19 protein-coding genes are annotated in these 17,779 nt (G+C 64.4%); 15 read left to right on the plus strand and 4 right to left on the minus strand.

Annotated elements, in window-relative coordinates; translation table 11 throughout:
• Positions 1 to 37 precede the first annotated feature (37 nt).
• From argJ to MESOP_RS08140, 5 genes are all read left to right on the plus strand, one after another.
• Positions 38 to 1,279: a bifunctional glutamate N-acetyltransferase/amino-acid acetyltransferase ArgJ gene (gene argJ / locus MESOP_RS08120; RefSeq protein WP_013892854.1), complete on the plus strand. Its 1,242-nt coding sequence runs from the start codon at positions 38 to 40 to the stop codon at positions 1,277 to 1,279.
• Between the two features lie 29 nt (positions 1,280 to 1,308).
• Positions 1,309 to 2,061: a GNAT family N-acetyltransferase gene (locus MESOP_RS08125; protein ID WP_031250572.1), complete on the plus strand. Its 753-nt coding sequence runs from the start codon at positions 1,309 to 1,311 to the stop codon at positions 2,059 to 2,061.
• 28 nt (positions 2,062 to 2,089) lie between these two features.
• Entirely contained in the window at positions 2,090 to 2,512 is a 423-nt protein-coding gene (locus MESOP_RS08130) for a (deoxy)nucleoside triphosphate pyrophosphohydrolase (protein WP_013892856.1), read from the plus strand.
• Positions 2,513 to 2,656: 144 nt separating this feature from the next.
• Positions 2,657 to 2,974, plus strand: coding sequence for a hypothetical protein (locus MESOP_RS08135; protein WP_013892857.1), 318 nt, complete (start codon positions 2,657 to 2,659; stop codon positions 2,972 to 2,974).
• A gap of 110 nt (positions 2,975 to 3,084) precedes the next feature.
• Entirely contained in the window at positions 3,085 to 3,264 is a 180-nt protein-coding gene (locus MESOP_RS08140) for a Flp family type IVb pilin (RefSeq protein WP_013892858.1), read from the plus strand.
• Between the two features lie 44 nt (positions 3,265 to 3,308).
• Here MESOP_RS08140 and MESOP_RS08145 read toward each other — a convergent pair whose 3' ends face one another.
• On the minus strand, positions 3,309 to 4,181 hold the full coding sequence (locus tag MESOP_RS08145) for a methyltransferase domain-containing protein (protein ID WP_013892859.1): 873 nt from the start codon (positions 4,179 to 4,181) through the stop codon (positions 3,309 to 3,311).
• Positions 4,182 to 4,246: 65 nt separating this feature from the next.
• Between MESOP_RS08145 and MESOP_RS08150 the strand changes: the two genes are divergently transcribed.
• From MESOP_RS08150 to MESOP_RS08165, 4 genes are read left to right on the plus strand one after another with little or no spacing between them, the layout of a single operon-like run.
• On the plus strand, positions 4,247 to 5,047 hold the full coding sequence (locus MESOP_RS08150; protein WP_013892860.1) for a ComF family protein: 801 nt from the start codon (positions 4,247 to 4,249) through the stop codon (positions 5,045 to 5,047).
• A gap of 45 nt (positions 5,048 to 5,092) precedes the next feature.
• On the plus strand, positions 5,093 to 5,362 hold the full coding sequence (grxC, locus tag MESOP_RS08155) for a glutaredoxin 3 (protein ID WP_013892861.1): 270 nt from the start codon (positions 5,093 to 5,095) through the stop codon (positions 5,360 to 5,362).
• Between the two features lie 10 nt (positions 5,363 to 5,372).
• The gene (locus MESOP_RS08160; RefSeq protein WP_013892862.1) at positions 5,373 to 6,239 is read left to right on the plus strand and encodes a carbon-nitrogen hydrolase family protein; all 867 of its coding nucleotides are present in this window, start codon (positions 5,373 to 5,375) and stop codon (positions 6,237 to 6,239) included.
• On the plus strand, positions 6,236 to 6,661 hold the full coding sequence (locus MESOP_RS08165; protein WP_013892863.1) for a DUF1178 family protein: 426 nt from the start codon (positions 6,236 to 6,238) through the stop codon (positions 6,659 to 6,661). The genes MESOP_RS08160 and MESOP_RS08165 overlap by 4 nt, the downstream gene beginning before the upstream one ends.
• A 4-nt stretch (positions 6,662 to 6,665) precedes the next feature.
• Here MESOP_RS08165 and MESOP_RS08170 read toward each other — a convergent pair whose 3' ends face one another.
• The gene (locus MESOP_RS08170; protein WP_013892864.1) at positions 6,666 to 7,151 is read right to left on the minus strand and encodes a MarR family winged helix-turn-helix transcriptional regulator; all 486 of its coding nucleotides are present in this window, start codon (positions 7,149 to 7,151) and stop codon (positions 6,666 to 6,668) included.
• Between the two features lie 96 nt (positions 7,152 to 7,247).
• On the opposite strand from MESOP_RS08170, the gene MESOP_RS08175 reads away from it, so the two are divergent.
• Positions 7,248 to 8,138 (plus strand): DMT family transporter, encoded by an 891-nt coding sequence (locus MESOP_RS08175; RefSeq protein ID WP_013892865.1) that lies wholly within the window; start codon positions 7,248 to 7,250, stop codon positions 8,136 to 8,138.
• A gap of 79 nt (positions 8,139 to 8,217) precedes the next feature.
• Here the strand turns inward: MESOP_RS08175 and ubiG are convergent, their stop codons facing one another.
• Positions 8,218 to 8,967, minus strand: a complete 750-nt coding sequence (ubiG, locus tag MESOP_RS08180; RefSeq protein WP_013892866.1) for a bifunctional 2-polyprenyl-6-hydroxyphenol methylase/3-demethylubiquinol 3-O-methyltransferase UbiG — start codon at positions 8,965 to 8,967, stop codon at positions 8,218 to 8,220.
• Between the two features lie 289 nt (positions 8,968 to 9,256).
• Here ubiG and MESOP_RS08185 point away from each other — a divergent pair, with 289 nt between their 5' ends.
• Positions 9,257 to 9,826 carry a putative glycolipid-binding domain-containing protein gene (locus MESOP_RS08185; protein WP_013892867.1) on the plus strand — a complete coding sequence of 190 codons (570 nt, stop codon included), beginning with the start codon at positions 9,257 to 9,259 and terminating at the stop codon, positions 9,824 to 9,826.
• A gap of 26 nt (positions 9,827 to 9,852) precedes the next feature.
• On the opposite strand, the gene MESOP_RS08190 is transcribed toward MESOP_RS08185, so the two are convergent.
• Complete coding sequence (locus MESOP_RS08190) at positions 9,853 to 11,691, minus strand: CHASE3 domain-containing protein (RefSeq protein WP_013892868.1); 1,839 nt, start codon at positions 11,689 to 11,691, stop codon at positions 9,853 to 9,855.
• A gap of 259 nt (positions 11,692 to 11,950) precedes the next feature.
• Here MESOP_RS08190 and MESOP_RS08195 point away from each other — a divergent pair, with 259 nt between their 5' ends.
• From MESOP_RS08195 to prmC, 4 genes are all read left to right on the plus strand, one after another.
• Positions 11,951 to 13,204 (plus strand): aspartate kinase, encoded by a 1,254-nt coding sequence (locus tag MESOP_RS08195; RefSeq protein WP_013892869.1) that lies wholly within the window; start codon positions 11,951 to 11,953, stop codon positions 13,202 to 13,204.
• 81 nt (positions 13,205 to 13,285) lie between these two features.
• A complete protein-coding gene (gene ptsP, locus MESOP_RS08200) occupies positions 13,286 to 15,556 on the plus strand; it encodes a phosphoenolpyruvate--protein phosphotransferase (protein ID WP_013892870.1) in 2,271 nt (756 codons plus the stop codon).
• 10 nt (positions 15,557 to 15,566) lie between these two features.
• Positions 15,567 to 16,646: a peptide chain release factor 1 gene (gene prfA / locus MESOP_RS08205; protein ID WP_013892871.1), complete on the plus strand. Its 1,080-nt coding sequence runs from the start codon at positions 15,567 to 15,569 to the stop codon at positions 16,644 to 16,646.
• Entirely contained in the window at positions 16,639 to 17,517 is an 879-nt protein-coding gene (gene prmC / locus MESOP_RS08210) for a peptide chain release factor N(5)-glutamine methyltransferase (RefSeq protein WP_013892872.1), read from the plus strand. Before prfA ends, prmC begins: the two co-directional genes overlap by 8 nt.
• The last annotated feature ends 262 nt before the right edge of the window (positions 17,518 to 17,779 follow it).

The raw sequence follows: 17,779 nt of genomic DNA on the forward strand, positions 1-17,779 counted from the left end.
CGGCCTTCCCCTTGCGATTTTCCCGCCCGAGGTCCCCATGTCCACGACGATTTCGCCGCTCGCGCCGAAGAAATACCCCAAGATGCCTGTTATCGAAGGCGTGCGCATCGCCACCGCCGAAGCGGGGATAAAGTACAAGAACCGCACCGACCTCCTGGCCATGGTCTTCGACGCGGGCACCACGGTCGCGGGCGTGTTCACGAAGTCGAAGTGCCCCTCGGCGCCGGTCGATTTCTGCCGGCAGAACCTTGGCGCCGGCAAGGCCCGGGTGCTGGTCGTCAATTCCGGCAACGCCAATGCCTTCACCGGCAAGAAGGGCCGCGAGTCCACCACGCTGACGGGGGAGGCGGCGGCCAAGGCGGCCGGCTGCACGGCGGGAGAGGTCTTCCTGGCGTCGACCGGTGTCATCGGCGAACCGCTCGACACCACGAAATTCAGCCATCTGCTGGCCGGCCTGGTCAGCAACGGCAAGCCGGATCTGTGGACCGAGGCGGCCAAGGCCATCATGACCACGGACACCTATCCGAAAGTGGCGACGCAGACCGTCAAGCTCGGCGACATCGATGTCACCATCAACGGCATTTCCAAGGGCGCCGGCATGATCGCGCCGGACATGGCGACGATGCTGTCCTTCGTCGCCACCGATGCGCCGATCGCGGCTCCGGTGCTGCAGGATCTTTTGTCGCGCGGCACCGCCAAGACCTTCAACGCCGTCACCGTCGACAGCGACACCTCGACCAGCGACACGCTGCTGATCTTTGCCACCGGCAAGGCTGCCCAACGCGGTGCGCCCGAAATCACCGATCCCAGGGATGCCCGTCTCGGCGCGTTCCGCCGGGCGCTCGGCAAGGTGCTGAAGTCGCTGGCGCTGCAGGTGGTGCGTGACGGCGAGGGCGCCCGCAAGCAGGTCGAGGTCACCGTCACCGGCGCGAAATCGGCCCGCTCGGCCAAGCGCATCGCACTGTCGATCGCCAATTCGCCGCTGGTCAAGACGGCGGTTGCCGGCGAGGACGCCAATTGGGGCCGCGTCGTCATGGCCGTCGGCAAGGCCGGCGAGCCAGCCGATCGCGACAGGCTGTCGATCTGGTTCGGCGACAACCGGCTGGCATATGAGGGCGAACGCGATGCGGCCTATTCGGAAGAGAAGACTTCGGCCTACATGAAGCGCGACGACATCCGCATCCGCGCCGATATCGGCATCGGCCGCGGCAAGGCGACGGTGTGGACCTGCGATCTCACCAAGGAATATGTCGCCATCAACGGCGATTACAGGAGCTGATCGCCTTGGTTTCGCGCCATCCGGCAAGCATGCTCGCAACCGTGCGCCGCTACGAGGCGGCCGGCTTTCGCGCCTGGCCGGCGGCCGCGGTCCATTATGACGGCACCTGGGTGGTGCGGCTGACCGCCGGCCATCCGGCCAAGCGCCTGAATTCGGTCAATCCGCTCGATCCCGGCGACACGCAGCACATGGCCGACCGCATCGGCCGCGCCAGCCGCCGTTTCGACGCCTATGGCCGGCCGCTGACCTTCCGCATGTCGCCGTTGTCGGGGCCTGATCTGGCCAGTCATCTCGACAAGGAGGGCTGGAACCGGTTCGACGAATCCCTGGTCATGCGGCTGCCGCTGGCGGCCGCGCAGCTCGACACCGCCATGGACCAGATACCGCTCAAGGACATCAGCCGCTTCATAGGCGCCTCGCTCAAGGTCAGCGGTTCGGATGTTTCGTTGCGGCCCGGCCTGTCGGAGATCATCGGCGCCATCCAGCCCGAAGCCGGGCTGTTCGCGCTCGAAGACGGGGCAGAACCGCTGGCGACGCTGATCTGCGTGCATGACGGCGATCTTGCCGGGCTGTTCGAGGTGGCGACCGACAGGTCGGCGCGCAACAAGGGCCATGGCCGCAACCTGATCTTGTCGGCGCTGAAATGGGCACGGCTGCGCGGCGCGCGGGAGGCATGGCTGCAGGTCGAGGCCGGCAACGTGCCGGCGCTGGCGCTCTACCATTCGCTCGGCTTCGAGGAAGTCTATCGCTACCACTACCGCCGGCCGCCCGGTCATGAGTGACGTCGGGCATGAATGAGCTGGTGAATACATGAATGATCTAGCAAGTACGGGCAAGCGCCTGCTGCTGGTCGCGGCCTGCGCGCTGGTCGATGCCGACGGCCGCGTGCTGCTGGCGCAGCGACCGCCAGGCAAGCAGCTTGCCGGCCTGTGGGAATTCCCCGGCGGCAAGGTCGAGCCCGGCGAGACGCCGGAACAATGCCTCATCCGCGAACTGCAGGAGGAGATCGGCATCGAGACCGAGATCCCATGTCTGGCGCCACTCACCTTCGCCAGCCATTCCTATGACGACTTCCATCTTCTGATGCCGCTGTTCATCTGCCGCCGTTTCCGCGGCATTGCCCAGCCCAGGGAAGGGCAGGCGCTGAAATGGGTGCGGCCCAAGCAGATGCGCGACTACCCGATGCCTCCGGCCGATGCTCCGCTGATCCCGTTCCTCATCGATCTCCTGTGAGCGGGGCTGCCGCCGGTGGCCGAGCCGGATCCACGGTATCGGGTCGTATCAGCCAGCGTTAATGGAAGATTTATCTCATCATGAAAAATTGATGCATGGCCGTGTTGTCGCGGCCGTGCCGCCGATTCGCTGGGGAGCGACAGCATGAGCCTAGACAGGGATTGGGACTCGATCCGGCCCGACCGCAGCTTTCGTGTCGCCGACGCCGGCATGGGGGTGCTGCGCATCACCCTGCTGTTCGGCTCGGCCGCGGTGGCACTGGCGCTGATCGCGACACCTTTCCTCGACAGCCGGACGCGCTCGCAATCGGTTCGTGACGATTTTTCCGGTGGCCTCGACATGGCGGCCACGGGTTCGGTCAGTCATCGCAGCATCTATACGGTGCGTCGCAGCGTGCTGCAGGCTCAGCCAAGTTCAGTCTGCATCATCCAGTCCGACGGCAGGAGCAGCGGCGACTGCTGATATGGTTAAGAGATTTTCCAGAGGGCGGTGATTTCACCGCCCGTTAAGCCTTTGCCGTTAACCTTTCTTAACAGATCGGCGGTAGGGTTCCGGCAACGGGGATCGAGGCGATGAAAACAGTGCTGCTGCGTTTTCTGACGGATGAGACCGGCGCCACTGCCGTCGAATACGCCTTGATTGTCTGCGTGCTGTCGCTGACCATCATTGGCGGCATCAGCCAGGTCTTCAACTCGATCACCTGGCTGTTCAGCGACAACGGCAGCAGGCTTGCCAACGCTTTCGCGCATTGACCTTGGCGCGCATTGATCCTGGCTTGTCCGCGTCCGCGTACAGCTCAATGCTTTTCAGGCCCCTCCAGAACAGTCTTCAGCGATACCTTTGCCGAACCTGGCTTCAGCGGTTTTTGCTGCGACGCATCGGGCGCCCAGCCGGACATCCAGACGATCGAGAAGCTTGCCCTTACCCGGCCATCAGGGTCGGAAAACCGCTCGGCGTAGATTTCGGCGGCACGCGCGAACAGCTTGCGTGAACCCGGCCGCCGGGTGCGGTCGGCAAGCGCGCTGGTTTCGCCCATGGCGCGCAAATCGGCCATCAGGGCAAACAGGTTGGCATAGCGCACCGTCACGGTTTCGACATCGGCGACCGGCAGGGCGAGACCGGCCCGCTGCAAAAGCGCGCCGGCATCGCGCACGTCGGTGAACGGGATGACGCGCGGGCTGGCGCCGCCGTAAAGCTCGGTCTCGGCCGCAAGCAGGCTTTCGCGCAATTCGCCGAGCGTGCCGGCGCCCGCGAAGGCGCCGAGGAAAAGCCCGTCCGGCCGCAGCGCGCGGCGGATCTGGATCAGCATGCCTGGAATGTCGTTCATCGCCTGCAGCGACAGAAGCGACACCGCCAGATCCAGGCTTTCCGGCTCGAACGGCACGGTTTCCAGCGGTGCGATCATGCCTGCGGCACCGTCCAGGAAAGCCGCGTCCGTCTCGACGCGGACGATCTCCGTCACCTTGCCGCTCGCGGCCAGGACGTTGGCCGCGGCTGGCGTCTGGCAAAACAGCACCGCGGCCTTGCCGAACCTGCGTTCGACGGCACCCAGCCGGTCGGCAAGATCCTCGGCGGTGCGGTTCATGAGGAAATCGGCACCGTCAACCGGAGCGTGAAGCGCGCGCCGCTTGTGCGCCAGCCACAGAGAGGTATCCATTATCGGCTGCAACGGGCGGATCCTTGTTTGTCCGCTCCCTGATATACCTGGTATAGCCGGTACGGAGAACCAACCACGTGGCCGATCCGAGGTCCAAGATCAAGTCCATCGAGATCGGAAGCCTGGCCCGATCGGCCCTCGGCTGGCCGGCGCGCATCCTGTTTCCGCCGGTTTGCGCCGGCTGCCGCCGGCATGTCTCGCAGCCCGGCGTGCTGTGCGGCGCCTGCTGGCCGAAGCTGCGGCTTCTGGAACGGCCCTGGTGTCCGGTGATGGGCACGCCGTTCACGCACCAAATGGGCGAGGGCTTTCTGTCGGCCGAGGCGATCGCCGATCCGCCGCCCTTCGACCGGGCGCGGGCGGCCGTTGCCTATTCCGGCGTTGCCCGCCAGATGGTGCAGGGGCTGAAATATCAGGATCGTACGGACCTCGCGCCATGGATGGCGCGCTGGATGGTGCGCGCCGGCGCCGATCTCATCGCCGAGGCCGATGTGGTGGTGCCGGTGCCGCTGCATTGGCGGCGTTTCTTCAGGCGGCGGTTCAACCAGTCGGCGGAACTGGCGCGCGGGGTTTGCGAGCTCAGCGGCCTGTCTTTCGCACCTTCGGCGATGCGGCGTGTCAAGCTCACCCGGCAGCAGGTCGGGCTGGAGCGGCAGGAACGCGAGGACAATGTGCGCGCCGCTTTCCGGGTGCCGGCGGAAGCCGAGATCGAGATTGCCGGCCGCAGGGTGCTTCTGGTCGACGATGTCTACACCACCGGCGCCACCGTGCGTTCCGCCACCAAGGCGCTGAAAAAGGGAGGTGCTGCCGCAGTCGACGTGTTGACGTTTGCCCGTGTATTGCCGGGGGACTTTCGGGCGGACGAGTCCGCGACTATATAAGTCGGCAATGGACGTATGAGCTTGGAAGAGACTACGGAATTCGTCATGGCCGATGTTACGATCTATACGCGCATGATGTGCGGCTACTGCACGGCAGCCAAGCGGCTGCTGGAGCGCAAGGGTGTCGCCTATACCGAGCATGACGCCTCGTTTTCGCCGGAACTGCGGCAGGAGATGATTTCGCGTGCTCATGGTCGCACGACCTTTCCGCAGATTTTCATCGGCGACACACATGTCGGCGGCTGCGACGACCTCCATGAACTGGAGGCCGAAGGCCGGCTGGACAGGCTGCTCGCCAACGGCGCGACGATTTGAGGGTGTGACGATGGGTGTTTTCAAGGCTGCTGCGATCCAGATGCGTTCAGGCGAGAGCCCCGAGCGCAATGCGGTCGATGTCGAACGGCTGGTGCGCGAGGCCGCGGCGCAAGGCGCGACCTACATCCAGACACCGGAAATGACCGGAGCGCTGATCCGGGACAAGGAAGCGCGTGCCGCTTCCTTCACCTCCGAAGACAAGGACATCGTTGTCGCGACCGCTTGCAGACTGGCGCGCGAACTCGGCGTTTTCCTGCATATAGGCTCGACCGCGATCCTGCGTGCCGACGGCAAGCTCGCCAACCGGGCGCTGCTGTTCGGACCCGACGGCGCCACGCTCGCCACCTACGACAAGATCCACATGTTCGACGTCGATCTCGACAATGGCGAGAGCTGGCGCGAATCCGCCGCCTACGAACCGGGCACCGAGGCCGTCGTGACCGAGATCGCGGGCGCCAGGCTTGGCTTCGCGGTCTGCTATGATCTGCGTTTCCCGCAACTGTTCCGCGCCGAGGCGATGGCCGGCGCGGATGTTTTGACCGTACCCGCCGCCTTCACCCGCCAGACGGGCGAGGCGCACTGGCATGTGCTGCTGAGAGCCCGCGCCATCGAAAATGGCGCCTATGTCGTTGCCGCCGCGCAAGGCGGCTTGCATGAGGATGGCCGCGAGACTTTTGGGCATTCGCTGATCGTCGATCCGTGGGGCCGCATCATCGCCGAGGCTGCGCATGACGAGCCCGGTGTGATCGTCGCCGAGATCGACCCGGCGCAGTCGCTCGCCGCGCGCAAGAAGATCCCCAACCTGAAAAATGCGCGGGATTTCGCCGTCAATGCCGGTTCAGCGGAGGCGCCGCTTCTCAGGGGTGCTGCCTCTTGATCCGCTTTTCCCTGATCTGCGAGAACGAGCACGAGTTCGAGGGCTGGTTTCGCAGCAATGACGATTTCGACACCCAGAAGAAGCGCGGCTTTGTCGATTGCCCGAGCTGCGGCTCGCACAAGGTGCAGAAGGCCTTGATGGCGCCCGCCGTTTCCACGGCCCGCAAGCAGGAAACCATAGCGCTCGCCATGGGCGAGGCGCAGAAGCAGGCTCTGGCGCAGTTGAAGGCGATGGCCGAGAAGGTGCGCGAGAATGCCGACTATGTCGGCGACAAGTTCGCCGAGGAAGCCCGAAAAATCCACTTCGGCGAAACCGATGCGCGGGGCATCTATGGCGAGGCGACGCTGGACGAGGCCAAGAGCCTCGCCGAGGACGGCGTCGACTTCATGCCGATCCCGGTGTTCCCGGACGACCGCAACTGAGCGGTTAGCCTATACTACCGATCAATTTCCCAAGCAGGCGCGAGAGCGTTTCCCGTTCGGCCTGCGTCAGGCCCGCGAGGATCTCGTGTTCGTTGCCGACGTGCGCGGTAACAGCCTCGTCGATGAGCGCAAGGCCCTTTTCGGTCAACCGCACCACAATGCCGCGCCGGTCGTTGGGGTGCGGTCCGCGCGAGATCAATCCGGATGTTTCCAGACGGTCGAGCCGGTTGGTCATGGCGCCCGACGTCACCATCGTCGCTTCGTAGAGCGCGGTCGGCGTCAGCGCGTAGGGTGATCCGGAGCGGCGCAGCGTCGCCAGCACATCGAACTCCCCGGACTGTAAACCGTAACGGGCAAACAGCGGCGCGAGGCGATCGCGGGCAATCAGGGACGATGCCTCGTTCAGCCGTCCGAGCACGCCCATCGGCGAGACATCCAGGTCCGGCCGCTCCCGCTTCCACTGCTCGATCGCTCGCGCTGCCCTGTCCACTGTCTCACCACTATATATCTTGACGTTAAGAATCTTTGCATTATCTTACCTCAAGATTCAATGCCGGCCAAGGGCCGCACGACAGGGCTCGATCAAATGAAATTTCTCTGGGATTCGGCGCTCGGCCTGCTCATCGTCACCGGTGGCTTGCTCGGCCTGACGCTGCCTTTCGGCAAGCTTGCCACAACAGCCGGGGTGCTGGCCATGGTCTGGGCCTTCGTCATCTCGTTCGGCGCCGGCATCCTGCTGCTGTGCGCGCTCTTGGCACGCGGCCAGCGCATTCGGCTCACCCCCCACAAACTGCGCTATTTCTTCGTCACCGCGGCGGTATCCTACGCCGTCCCCAATCTCTTGATGTTCTCGGCCATACCGCATCTGGGGGCCGGCTACACCGGCATCATGTTCACGCTGTCGCCCGTCATCACGCTGGTGTTTTCGATCCTGCTGCGCGTCCGGCGCCCCAACCTTCTCGGCATCATCGGCATCGCCGTCGGCTTCGTCGGTGCCGTCATGGTGGCGGTGACACGCGGCGAGGCCGGCCAGCCTGCCGATCTGTTCTGGGTGGTGATGGGCCTGCTGATCCCGGTCAGCCTTGCCGCCGGCAACATCTACCGCACCGTCGACTGGCCGCAGGATACCGGACCGATCGAACTGGCCGTCGGCAGCCATCTGGCAGCGGCGACGCTGCTGCTCGCCGGCATACTTGCGTTGTTCGGCGTCGGGGCTTTCGCGCCGCTTGGCGGCGTGCCGCTGGTCGTCGTCGGGCAGGTTGCGTCGGCGTCGGCGATGTTCGCCTTCTTCTTCCGGCTGCAGGCGGTCGGCGGCCCGGTCTATCTCAGCCAGATCGGCTATGTGGCGGCCGCCGTCGGGCTGTTTGCGGGCACGATTTTTCTTGGCGAGCACTATCGGCTGCTGACCTGGGCCGGTGCGGTCATCATCACCATTGGCGTCGTCATCACCACCAGGGCGCAGAGCCAGAAGGCGTAGCGATTCTGGATCTAGTCGGCGCCTCCGCCGCCGGGCTCCGGCCTTGGATGTCGGTCATTTCTCCAGGGAGTGTGGTTGGTCAGACCGATCCTTTTTCGGCCAGCACCATGTAGTTGACGTCCATGTCCTTCGACCGTGACCAGCGATCGGCAAGCGGATTGTAGGTGACGCCGGTGCGATCGATGACGGTCAGGCCGGCGCCGCCGAGTGCCTTTTCCAGCTCTTCCGGGCGCACCAGCTTGCCGAACTGGTGGGTGCCGCGCGGCAGCCAGCGCAGAACATATTCGGCGCCGATGATGGCGAGACCCAGCGCCTTCAGCGTGCGGTTGATGGTGGCCACGAACATGATGCCGCCGGGGCGGACCATCTGCCCGCATTTGGCGACGAACAGGTCGATGTCGGCGACATGCTCGACCACTTCCATGTTGAGGATGACGTCGAATGTCTCGCCGGCGTCGGCAAGGTCCTCGGCGGTCGTGGCGCGATAGTCGACGCTCACATTGGCCTCGGCCGCGTGCAGCTTCGCCACTTCGATGTTGGTCGCCGAAGCGTCGGCGCCCACCACCTCGGCGCCAAGCCGGGCCATCGGCTCGCACAGGAGGCCGCCGCCGCAGCCGATATCGAGGATGCGCAGGCCTTCGAAAGGCCGCGCCGCGCGCGGGTCACGGCCGAAGCGCACCGCTATCTGGTCGCGGATGTAGGAAAGCCGGACCGGATTGAATTTGTGCAACGGACGAAACTTGCCGTTCGGGTTCCACCACTCCGCGGCAAGGGCGGAAAAACGTTCCACCTCTCCGGCATCGATCGTCGATCGTCGGGGCTCGGGCATCGGTTGGTCTCCTCGGCACTGCAGCGCCGCACGTCCCTGGACGCGCAAAGGACGCTGTAGCACTTTGAATCTGCGCATGACCCCGAAATCGATCTCGATTTCGGGGTCATGCGTTAGGAAGTCGGGCGTGAGGCCGCGAATGTCAAGGCAGCATTTTTCCTCCACTGGCAGAGCAACCCGCCCTGTCGGGACCCGCCTTGTCAGGACATGTCACCTGCCGGGCATTGGGGCGAAACGCAATCGGCCTGGCGGGCGAAGAGAGGATAGGCTTTGAATAGAGGAGACGACGATGACACGGAAGATGGCTTCGATCCTTTGGCGCCGGCTGGATGTGGAAGGACACGACGCTTGCCTGCTTTCGCGCACCGACGACGGGTTCCGTCTCAAGGGACAGGCCATTTTCGTCCAGGACGGCACGCCATGCTGCCTTGCCTATGAGGCGATTTGCGATGCCAGCTGGCGCACGCGTTCAGCACGGGTCGAGGGCGTTCTCGGCGTGCGGAGCCTGCACTATGAGATCGAACGCGATTCCGACGGTCGGTGGATGCTGAACGGCGAACCGCAGCACGCTGCTACCGGCCTCGTCGATATCGATCTCGGTTTCACGCCGGCGTCGAACCTGGTGGCGATCCGCCGGTTCGCTCTCGGCATCGGCGAGGCGACGCCCGCTCCGGCTGCCTACCTGACCTTCCCTGCGCTGGAACTGGTACGCCTCGAACAGAGCTACCGTCGCCTTGACGAGACCCGCTATGCCTACGCGGCGCCGATGTTCGGTTACGAGGAGGTCCTCGATGTTTCGCCGCTTGGCTTCGTCGTCGACTATCCCGGCTTATGGACAGGCGTGGCTGTCTCGGACTGAGGCGGAGTTCTGGCGGCCAACCTGCATTATTTCGTGTCCAGCACCTCGCGCAGCTTCGCGGCCAGTTGCTCGATGGTGAACGGCTTGGCCAAGAAGTTCACGTCATGGTCGAGCACGCCGTTGTGGACGACGGCATTCCTGGTGAAACCAGTGGTGAAGATGACTTTCAGGCCGGGTTGGCGCGCCACCGCCTCCTCAGCGAGCTTGCGGCCGTTCATCACCGGCATGACGATGTCGGTGAAGAGAAGGGCAATGCCAGGTGTGGCGGCCAGCTTCTCAAGCGCCTCCTGACCGCTTCCAACGTCGATGACCTCATAGCCGAGTTCGCGCATGGCGTCCGTCGTGGCCGCCCGCACTTGGGCATCATCCTCGACCACGAGGATCGTCTCGGTGACCTTGGCGGTGCTGTCGCCGCGCTCGGCCGGTATTGCCGGCTCCTCCGGTCCGAAAAAGCGCGGCAGGTAGATCCTGACCGTCGTGCCCTGGTCCCGTTCGGAGTAGATCTTGACGTGGCCCCCCGATTGCTTGACGAAGCCGAACACCTGGCTCAGCCCAAGTCCCGTGCCCTTGTTGACCGGCTTGGTCGTGAAAAAAGGCTCGAATGCCCTCGCCATCACATCCGCCGACATGCCCTCGCCGGTATCGCTGACGGCGATCATCACATACTGGCCGGGGATCACGTCGGCATGGGTGGCGGCGTAGCCGTCGTCGAGATGGCTGTTGGCGGTCTCGATGGTCAGCTTGCCGTCTTCGCTCATCGCGTCACGGGCATTGACGGCCAGGTTGAGGATCGCGTTCTCGATCTGGCTTGGATCCGCATGGGTTTTCCACAGGCCGCCCGCCAGCACCGTTTCGATGACGATGCCTTCACCCAGAGCACGACGCAGAAGGTCCGACATGCCGGTCACCAGCCTGTTGGCGTCGACAATTTGAGGCGCCAGCGGCTGCTGGCGCGAGAAGGCAAGCAGCCGCGAGGTCAGCTTGGCGGCGCGGCTGGCCGCGTCGGTCGCGGCCTCGATGAGCTTTTCCAAGTCGTGCTCGCCGCGCTTCAGCTTGCGCTGGGCAAGGTTCATGGCGCTGATGATCACCGCAAGCATGTTGTTGAAATCGTGAGCGATACCGCCTGTCAGTTGGCCGACCGCCTCCATCTTCTGCATCTGGCGTATCTGGGACTCGGCTTTTTCACGTGTCTGGATTTCGTTGCCGAGTTCGATGTTCTTGCGCATCAGCTCTTCCTGGCCGACCACAACGTCGCGGAAGCGGCGGCGGGATTCACGGATGGTGTAGACGCCGAGCACGAAGATCGCCAGCAGGGCCGCCAGCGAGCCGATGCGCAGCCAGGCTTCAACCCGGTCCGTGTGTTCGTCGCGTGCGGCGATATCGGCGGCGCTGATGCGGCGGATCGTATCCATGCTGGCGCGGATTTCGTCCATGGCGGCCTTGCCCTGGCCGCTGCGGACCAGTTGCAGCGCTGCGGCGGCATCGCCCTTGTCATAGAGGGCAATCGTCCGGGCCTGTTCAGCCTGCTTTTGCGAAAGCGCGTCCTTGATATGATTGATCTGCTGGACGATTTGGTCGTCCGAAGCCGTCATGGCGTCGATGCGGGAGAGCTGTCCCGGAATGGCATCGACGGCCTTCCGGTAAGGTTCGAGATAGGATTTCTCACCGGTCAAGAGATAGCCGCGCTGGCCGCTCTCGGCGTCCTGCGCCATCGAAAGCAACCCCGACAGCAATTCCTGATACTCGATTGTCTCGCGAGCGGCGGCGCGATTGGCTCGTTGGTTTTCGACGAGCACGGCACGGGTGCCGACGATCATCGCCAATACAGCGAAGCCGGTGACGAGTGGTACCGACTGCCATCGCATGGCACGCCGAAGACGGGCAATCATCTATTTTGCCGAACCAAAAGGAATTTCTCGTGGGCAATATTTGGTAAGCGGCGCAAGCTTGGAAGGCAATATGCCGCCTTCTTGAACGCTGCGATCGGCCGCCAGCCTGTCGCCAGTCTTGCGAAACCGTCATCATTTGGTTAAGGAGGCCGCGCATTCAGCGGCCAGCGTCAGCCGGGCGCTTTCTCCCGCTTTCGGCTCCCAGGCCGGCTTCAGTCAAAGGCATTTCGCTTCCATGGCGCGTATCGTGATGAAATTCGGCGGAACCTCCGTCGCCGACATCGCCCGTATCCGCAATGTGGCGCGTCACGTCAAACGCGAGGTCGATGCCGGCCATGAGGTGGCTGTCGTGGTCTCGGCGATGGCCGGCAAGACCAATGAATTGGTGCAGTGGACGCGCGAAGCCTCGCCGATGCATGACGCACGCGAATATGACGCGGTCGTCGCCTCGGGTGAGCAGGTCACTGCGGGCCTGCTGGCGATCACCTTGCAGAACATGGGCGTGCATGCGCGCTCCTGGCAGGGCTGGCAGATCCCGATCAAGACCGACAATGCGCATGGCGCGGCGCGTATCCTCGACATCGACGGGGCCTTCCTGGTCAAGCGCTTCGGCGAAGGCCAGGTGGCGGTGATCGCCGGATTCCAGGGCATTGGGCCCGACAATCGCATCGCCACGCTCGGCCGTGGCGGCTCCGACACCAGTGCGGTGGCCATCGCTGCAGCGGTCAAGGCCGACCGCTGCGACATCTACACCGACGTCGACGGGGTTTACACCACCGATCCGCGCATCGAGCCGAAGGCGCGGCGGCTGGCCAAGATTTCGTTCGAGGAAATGCTTGAAATGGCTTCGCTCGGCGCCAAGGTTCTGCAGGTGCGTTCGGTCGAGCTTGCCATGGTGCACAGGGTGCGTACCTTCGTGCGGTCGTCCTTCGACGATCCCGATGCGCCCGGAATGGGGGATTTGCTCAATCCTCCGGGAACGCTCATTTGCGACGAGGAAGAGATCGTGGAACAGCAGGTCGTCACCGGAATTGCCTACGCCAAGGACGAGGCCCAGATTTCGCTGCGCCGCGTCGGCGACCGGCCAGGCGTCGCCGCCGGCATCTTCGGGCCGCTGGCCGAGGCCAACATCAATGTCGACATGATCGTCCAGAACATCTCCGAGGACGGCAAGTTCACCGACATGACCTTTACCGTGCCGTCGGGCGACCTCGACAAGGCGCTTGCCGTGCTCGACCGGCTGAAAGCCGAGGTCGGCTACGACGTCGTGCAGTCTGAAGCCGGCATGTCGAAAGTTTCGGTCATCGGCATCGGCATGAGAAGCCATGCCGGCGTCGCCGCCACCGCGTTCAAGGCGCTGGCCGACCGTTCGATCAATATCCGCGCGATCACGACCTCCGAGATCAAGATTTCGATACTGATCGACGGTCCATACACTGAACTCGCGGTTCGTACTTTGCATTCCGTCTACGGTCTCGATAAGCAGTAGCAAGACTGAATCAGTTGTTGCGTGAGTGCCGGCCGCGGCGGAAACTGCGCCGGCAAGAAGCCCATTGGAGAACAAGCCGCGATGCGTGATCAGGCCAGTGGCCCGCGCGTTTTGCTCAAACGGCTCCGCGAGCTCATGCAGGAGCCGCTGGAGCCGCAGGAGCGGCTTGACCGGATCGTGCGCGACATCGCCTCCAACATGGTCGCCGAAGTGTGCTCGCTTTATGTGCTGCGCGCCGATTCGGTGCTCGAACTCTACGCCACCGAAGGCCTGAACCCGAACGCCGTCCACCTGGCGCAGCTCAGGCTGGGACAAGGCCTGGTCGGCACGATCGCGGCGAGCGCGCGGCCGCTCAACCTGTCCAACGCACAGGAACACCCGGCCTTCGCCTACCTGCCGGAGACCGGCGAGGAGATCTACAATTCCTTCCTCGGCGTGCCGGTGCTGCGGGCAGGGCGCACGCTGGGTGTCCTGGTCGTCCAGAACAAGACCATGCGCCACTACCGCGACGACGAGGTCGAGGCGCTGGAAACCACCGCGATGGTCATCGCCGAGATGATCGCCACCGGCGATCTGGCGCGGCTGACCCGGCCTGGCCTCGAACTCGATTTGCGCCGCCCGGTCAGCTTCACCGGCCTGTCGTTCAACGATGGCGTCGGACTTGGCCACGTCGTGCTGCACGAGCCGCGGATCGTCGTCACCAATCTGTTCAACGAAGACAGCGAGGAGGAGGTCCGGCGGCTCGAAGCCTCGCTCGGGTCGCTGCGGCTGTCGATCGACGACATGCTGGAACGCCGCGACGTCGCCTTCGAGGGCGAGCATCGCCAGGTGCTGGAAGCCTACCGCATGTTCGCCAATGACCGCGGCTGGGTGCGCCGGCTGGAAGAGGCGATCCGCAACGGCCTGACGGCCGAGGCGGCGGTCGAAAAGGTGCAGAGCGACATGCGTGCGCGCATGCTGCACATGACCGATCCCTATCTGCGCGAGCGGATGAGCGATTTCGACGATCTCGCCAACCGGCTGCTGCGCCAGCTTATGGGGCGTGGGCCGGAGGATGTCGCCGCCTCGCTGCCGAAGGATGCCATCATCGTCGCCCGTTCGATGGGCGCGGCCGAGCTGCTCGACTATCCCCGCGACAAATTGCGCGGGCTGGTGCTCGAGGATGGCGCGGCCACCAGTCATGTCGTCATCGTCGCGCGCGCCATGGGCATTCCGGTCGCCGGCCAGATGAAGGGCGCCGTCTCCATGGCGGAAAACGGCGATGCCATCATCGTCGACGGCGAGGAAGGCGCGATCCATCTGCGGCCGCAGTCCGATCTCGAAGCCGCCTATGCCGAAAAGGTGCGTTTCAGGGCGCGCCGGCAAGAGGTCTATCGCGAGCTGCGCAAGAAGCCGTCGACGACCAAGGACGGCGTCCAGGTCGATCTCTTGATGAATGCCGGGCTGGCGGTCGACCTGCCGCAACTGGCCGAGGCCGGCGCGGCCGGCATCGGCCTGTTCCGCACCGAATTGCAGTTCATGGTCGCCTCGACCTTTCCCCGTGCCGAGGCCCAGGAGAAACTTTACCGCGACGTGCTCGAGGCGGCACGCGGCAAGCCGGTCACCTTCCGCACCATCGATATCGGCGGCGACAAGGTGCTGCCCTACTTCAAGGGCGCCATCCAGGAAGAGAACCCAGCGCTCGGCTGGCGAGCGATCCGCCTGACGCTCGACCGTCCCGGACTGTTGCGCACCCAGATCCGCGCCCTGCTGAAGGCCAGCGGCGGGCGCGAGCTCAAGCTGATGCTGCCGATGGTGACCGAGCTCGGCGAGATCGCCCAGGCGCGCGAGATCATCGACCGCGAGGTGCGGCATCTGTCGCGCTTCGCTCATCATCTGCCGACCAGCCTCAAGCTTGGCGCCATGCTGGAAGTGCCCTCGCTGCTGTTCCAGCTCGACGAATTGATGAAGGCCGTCGACTTCGTATCGGTCGGGTCGAATGACCTGTTCCAGTTCGTCATGGCGGTCGACCGCGGCAACACGCAGCTGGCCAACCGCTTCGACACGCTGTCGGCGCCGTTCCTGCGCGTGCTCAAGCAGATCGCCGATGCCGGTATACGCAATCACACGCCAGTGACGCTGTGCGGCGAACTCGCCGGAAAACCCATTTCAGCAATGGCGCTGATCGGCCTCGGTTTCCGTTCGATCTCGATGTCGCCGGCCTCGATCGGCCCGGTCAAGGCGATGCTGACGGAGCTGCCGCTGGAGGAATTGAAGGCGTTCTTCGACGACAATCTGATGGCGCCGGCGCAGGGGTTGCCCATGCGGGCGCTGCTGCAGGCCTTTGCCGACGACCGCTCGATCCCATTGTAGCAGCCTCATCATGGTCAACCTGCCACGCGATCGTATGGATCAAGTCGTCAAGCGTTTCGAGATGCTCGAAGCGCAGATGTCGGCTGGGCCGGCGCCGGATGCCTATGTGAAGATGGCATCGGAATATGCAGAGCTGCAGGAGATGGTGGCCAAGGTTCGGGCGCTGCGCTCGGCCGAGCATGAGCAGGCCGATCTTGAGGCGATGCTCGCCGACAAGGGCACCGATGCCGAGATGCGGGCGCTGGCCGAGGCGGATCTGCCCGGTGTCGAGGAGCGCATCGAGGCGCTGCAGAAGGATATCCAGCTCCTGCTGCTGCCCAGGGACGCCGCCGACGACAAGAACGCCATCCTCGAAATCCGTGCCGGCACCGGCGGCGATGAGGCCGCCCTTTTCGCCGGCGACCTGTTTCGCATGTACGAGCGCTATGCCGCCGAACATGGCTGGCGTTTCGAGACGGTGTCGGCCAGCGACGGCGATGCCGGCGGCTTCAAGGAAATCATCGCCACCATTTCCGGCAGGGGCGTCTTTGCCCATTTGAAATTCGAATCCGGCGTGCATCGCGTGCAGCGCGTGCCGGCGACCGAGGCCAGCGGCCGCATCCACACGTCCGCCGCCACCGTCGCCGTGCTGCCGGAAGCCGAAGAGGTCGATATCGACATCCGCGCCGAAGATATCCGCATCGACACGATGCGGGCCTCGGGCTCCGGCGGCCAGCACGTCAACACCACCGATTCGGCGGTCCGCATCACCCATTTGCCGACCGGCATCATGGTGGTGCAGGCGGAAAAGTCGCAGCATCAGAATCGGGCGAAGGCCATGCAGATCCTGCGCGCCCGGCTCTACGACATGGAGCGCAGCAAGGCGGACGAGGAACGCTCGGAGGCACGCAAGTCGCAGGTCGGCTCCGGCGACCGTTCGGAGCGCATCCGCACCTACAATTTCCCGCAGGGCCGCGTCACCGACCATCGCATCAACCTGACGCTCTACAAGCTCGACCGGGTGATGATGGGCGAGCTCGACGAAGTCATCGACGCGCTGATCGCCGATCACCAGTCGAAGCTGCTCGCCGATATCGGCCTTGATGGCTGACAGCCTGCCAGAGGCGCTGGGGCCGCTGTTGCGGGAAGCGCGGGCTCGGCTCGTGGCCGCAGCTGTCGATGATCCGACGCTCGATGCCAGGCTGATCGTCGAACACTTTTCCGGTACCACGCGCACCCAAGCGATTGCCGATCCGGAGTTCAAGGTTCACGGGCGCGCCATCGAGACGATCGACGCCGCCTTGAGACGACGGGCCGGCGGCGAACCGGTGCATCGCATCCTCGGCTATCGGGAATTCTACGGTTTGCGGCTGTCGCTGTCGCCGGAAACGCTGGAGCCGCGGCCGGACACCGAAACGCTGGTCGAGGCGATCTTGCCCTTCGTCAAGGCAATCGCGGCGCGCGAGGGCGCATGCCGCATCCTCGATCTCGGCACAGGGACGGGCGCCATCGCCCTGGCGTTGCTCAGCGCCGAGCCGGCCGCGACCGCCACCGGCGTCGATATCGCCCCCGGTGCGCTGGCGACGGCGACCGGCAATGCCGGGCAACTCGGGCTCGGCGGCCGGTTCACGGCGCTGCAGTCGGACTGGTTCGAAAAAGTTTCAGGCCGATACCATGTAATTGCCGCAAACCCTCCCTATATACCTTCCCAAGACATTGGAAATCTGCAGGACGAAGTCCGCGATTTCGACCCGCGCCTAGCCCTCGATGGCGGCGTGGATGGGCTGAACCCCTACAGGATCATCGCCGCCGAGGCGGCAAGGTTTCTGGAAGCCGAAGGCAGGGTTGCGGTCGAGATCGGCCGCACGCAGCAGGACGAAGTTACGGATATATTCAGGTCTGCGGGTTATGGACTGGTCGGTGCTTTCCGCGACCTTGGTGGAAACGACAGGGTTCTTGTCTTTCAACGGGGAAAGCCTTGACGCAGTGCGAAAAAAGCGCTTGGCAATGCCGGGGAATGCGGCTAGGGTCGCCTTAACCGGATGAGACGAAGCAGGCAGTGCTCTTAGCGATTCGGTTTCCTTGGAAATAGCTGCCTTCTTGCGCAAACGACGCCCAAGCTTCGTGCGGGAATCGTCCGGCAAGTGATGTAACCGGAACAGGATGGCACGTGGCGCCAACGCAATTGATGCGGGCGAACGCCGGTGAAGAAACCGAACGGCTGGCTGCATGAGCGCCACCGTT

The sequence above is a fragment of the Mesorhizobium opportunistum WSM2075 genome, from assembly GCF_000176035.2.
Lineage (GTDB): Bacteria > Pseudomonadota > Alphaproteobacteria > Rhizobiales > Rhizobiaceae > Mesorhizobium > Mesorhizobium opportunistum.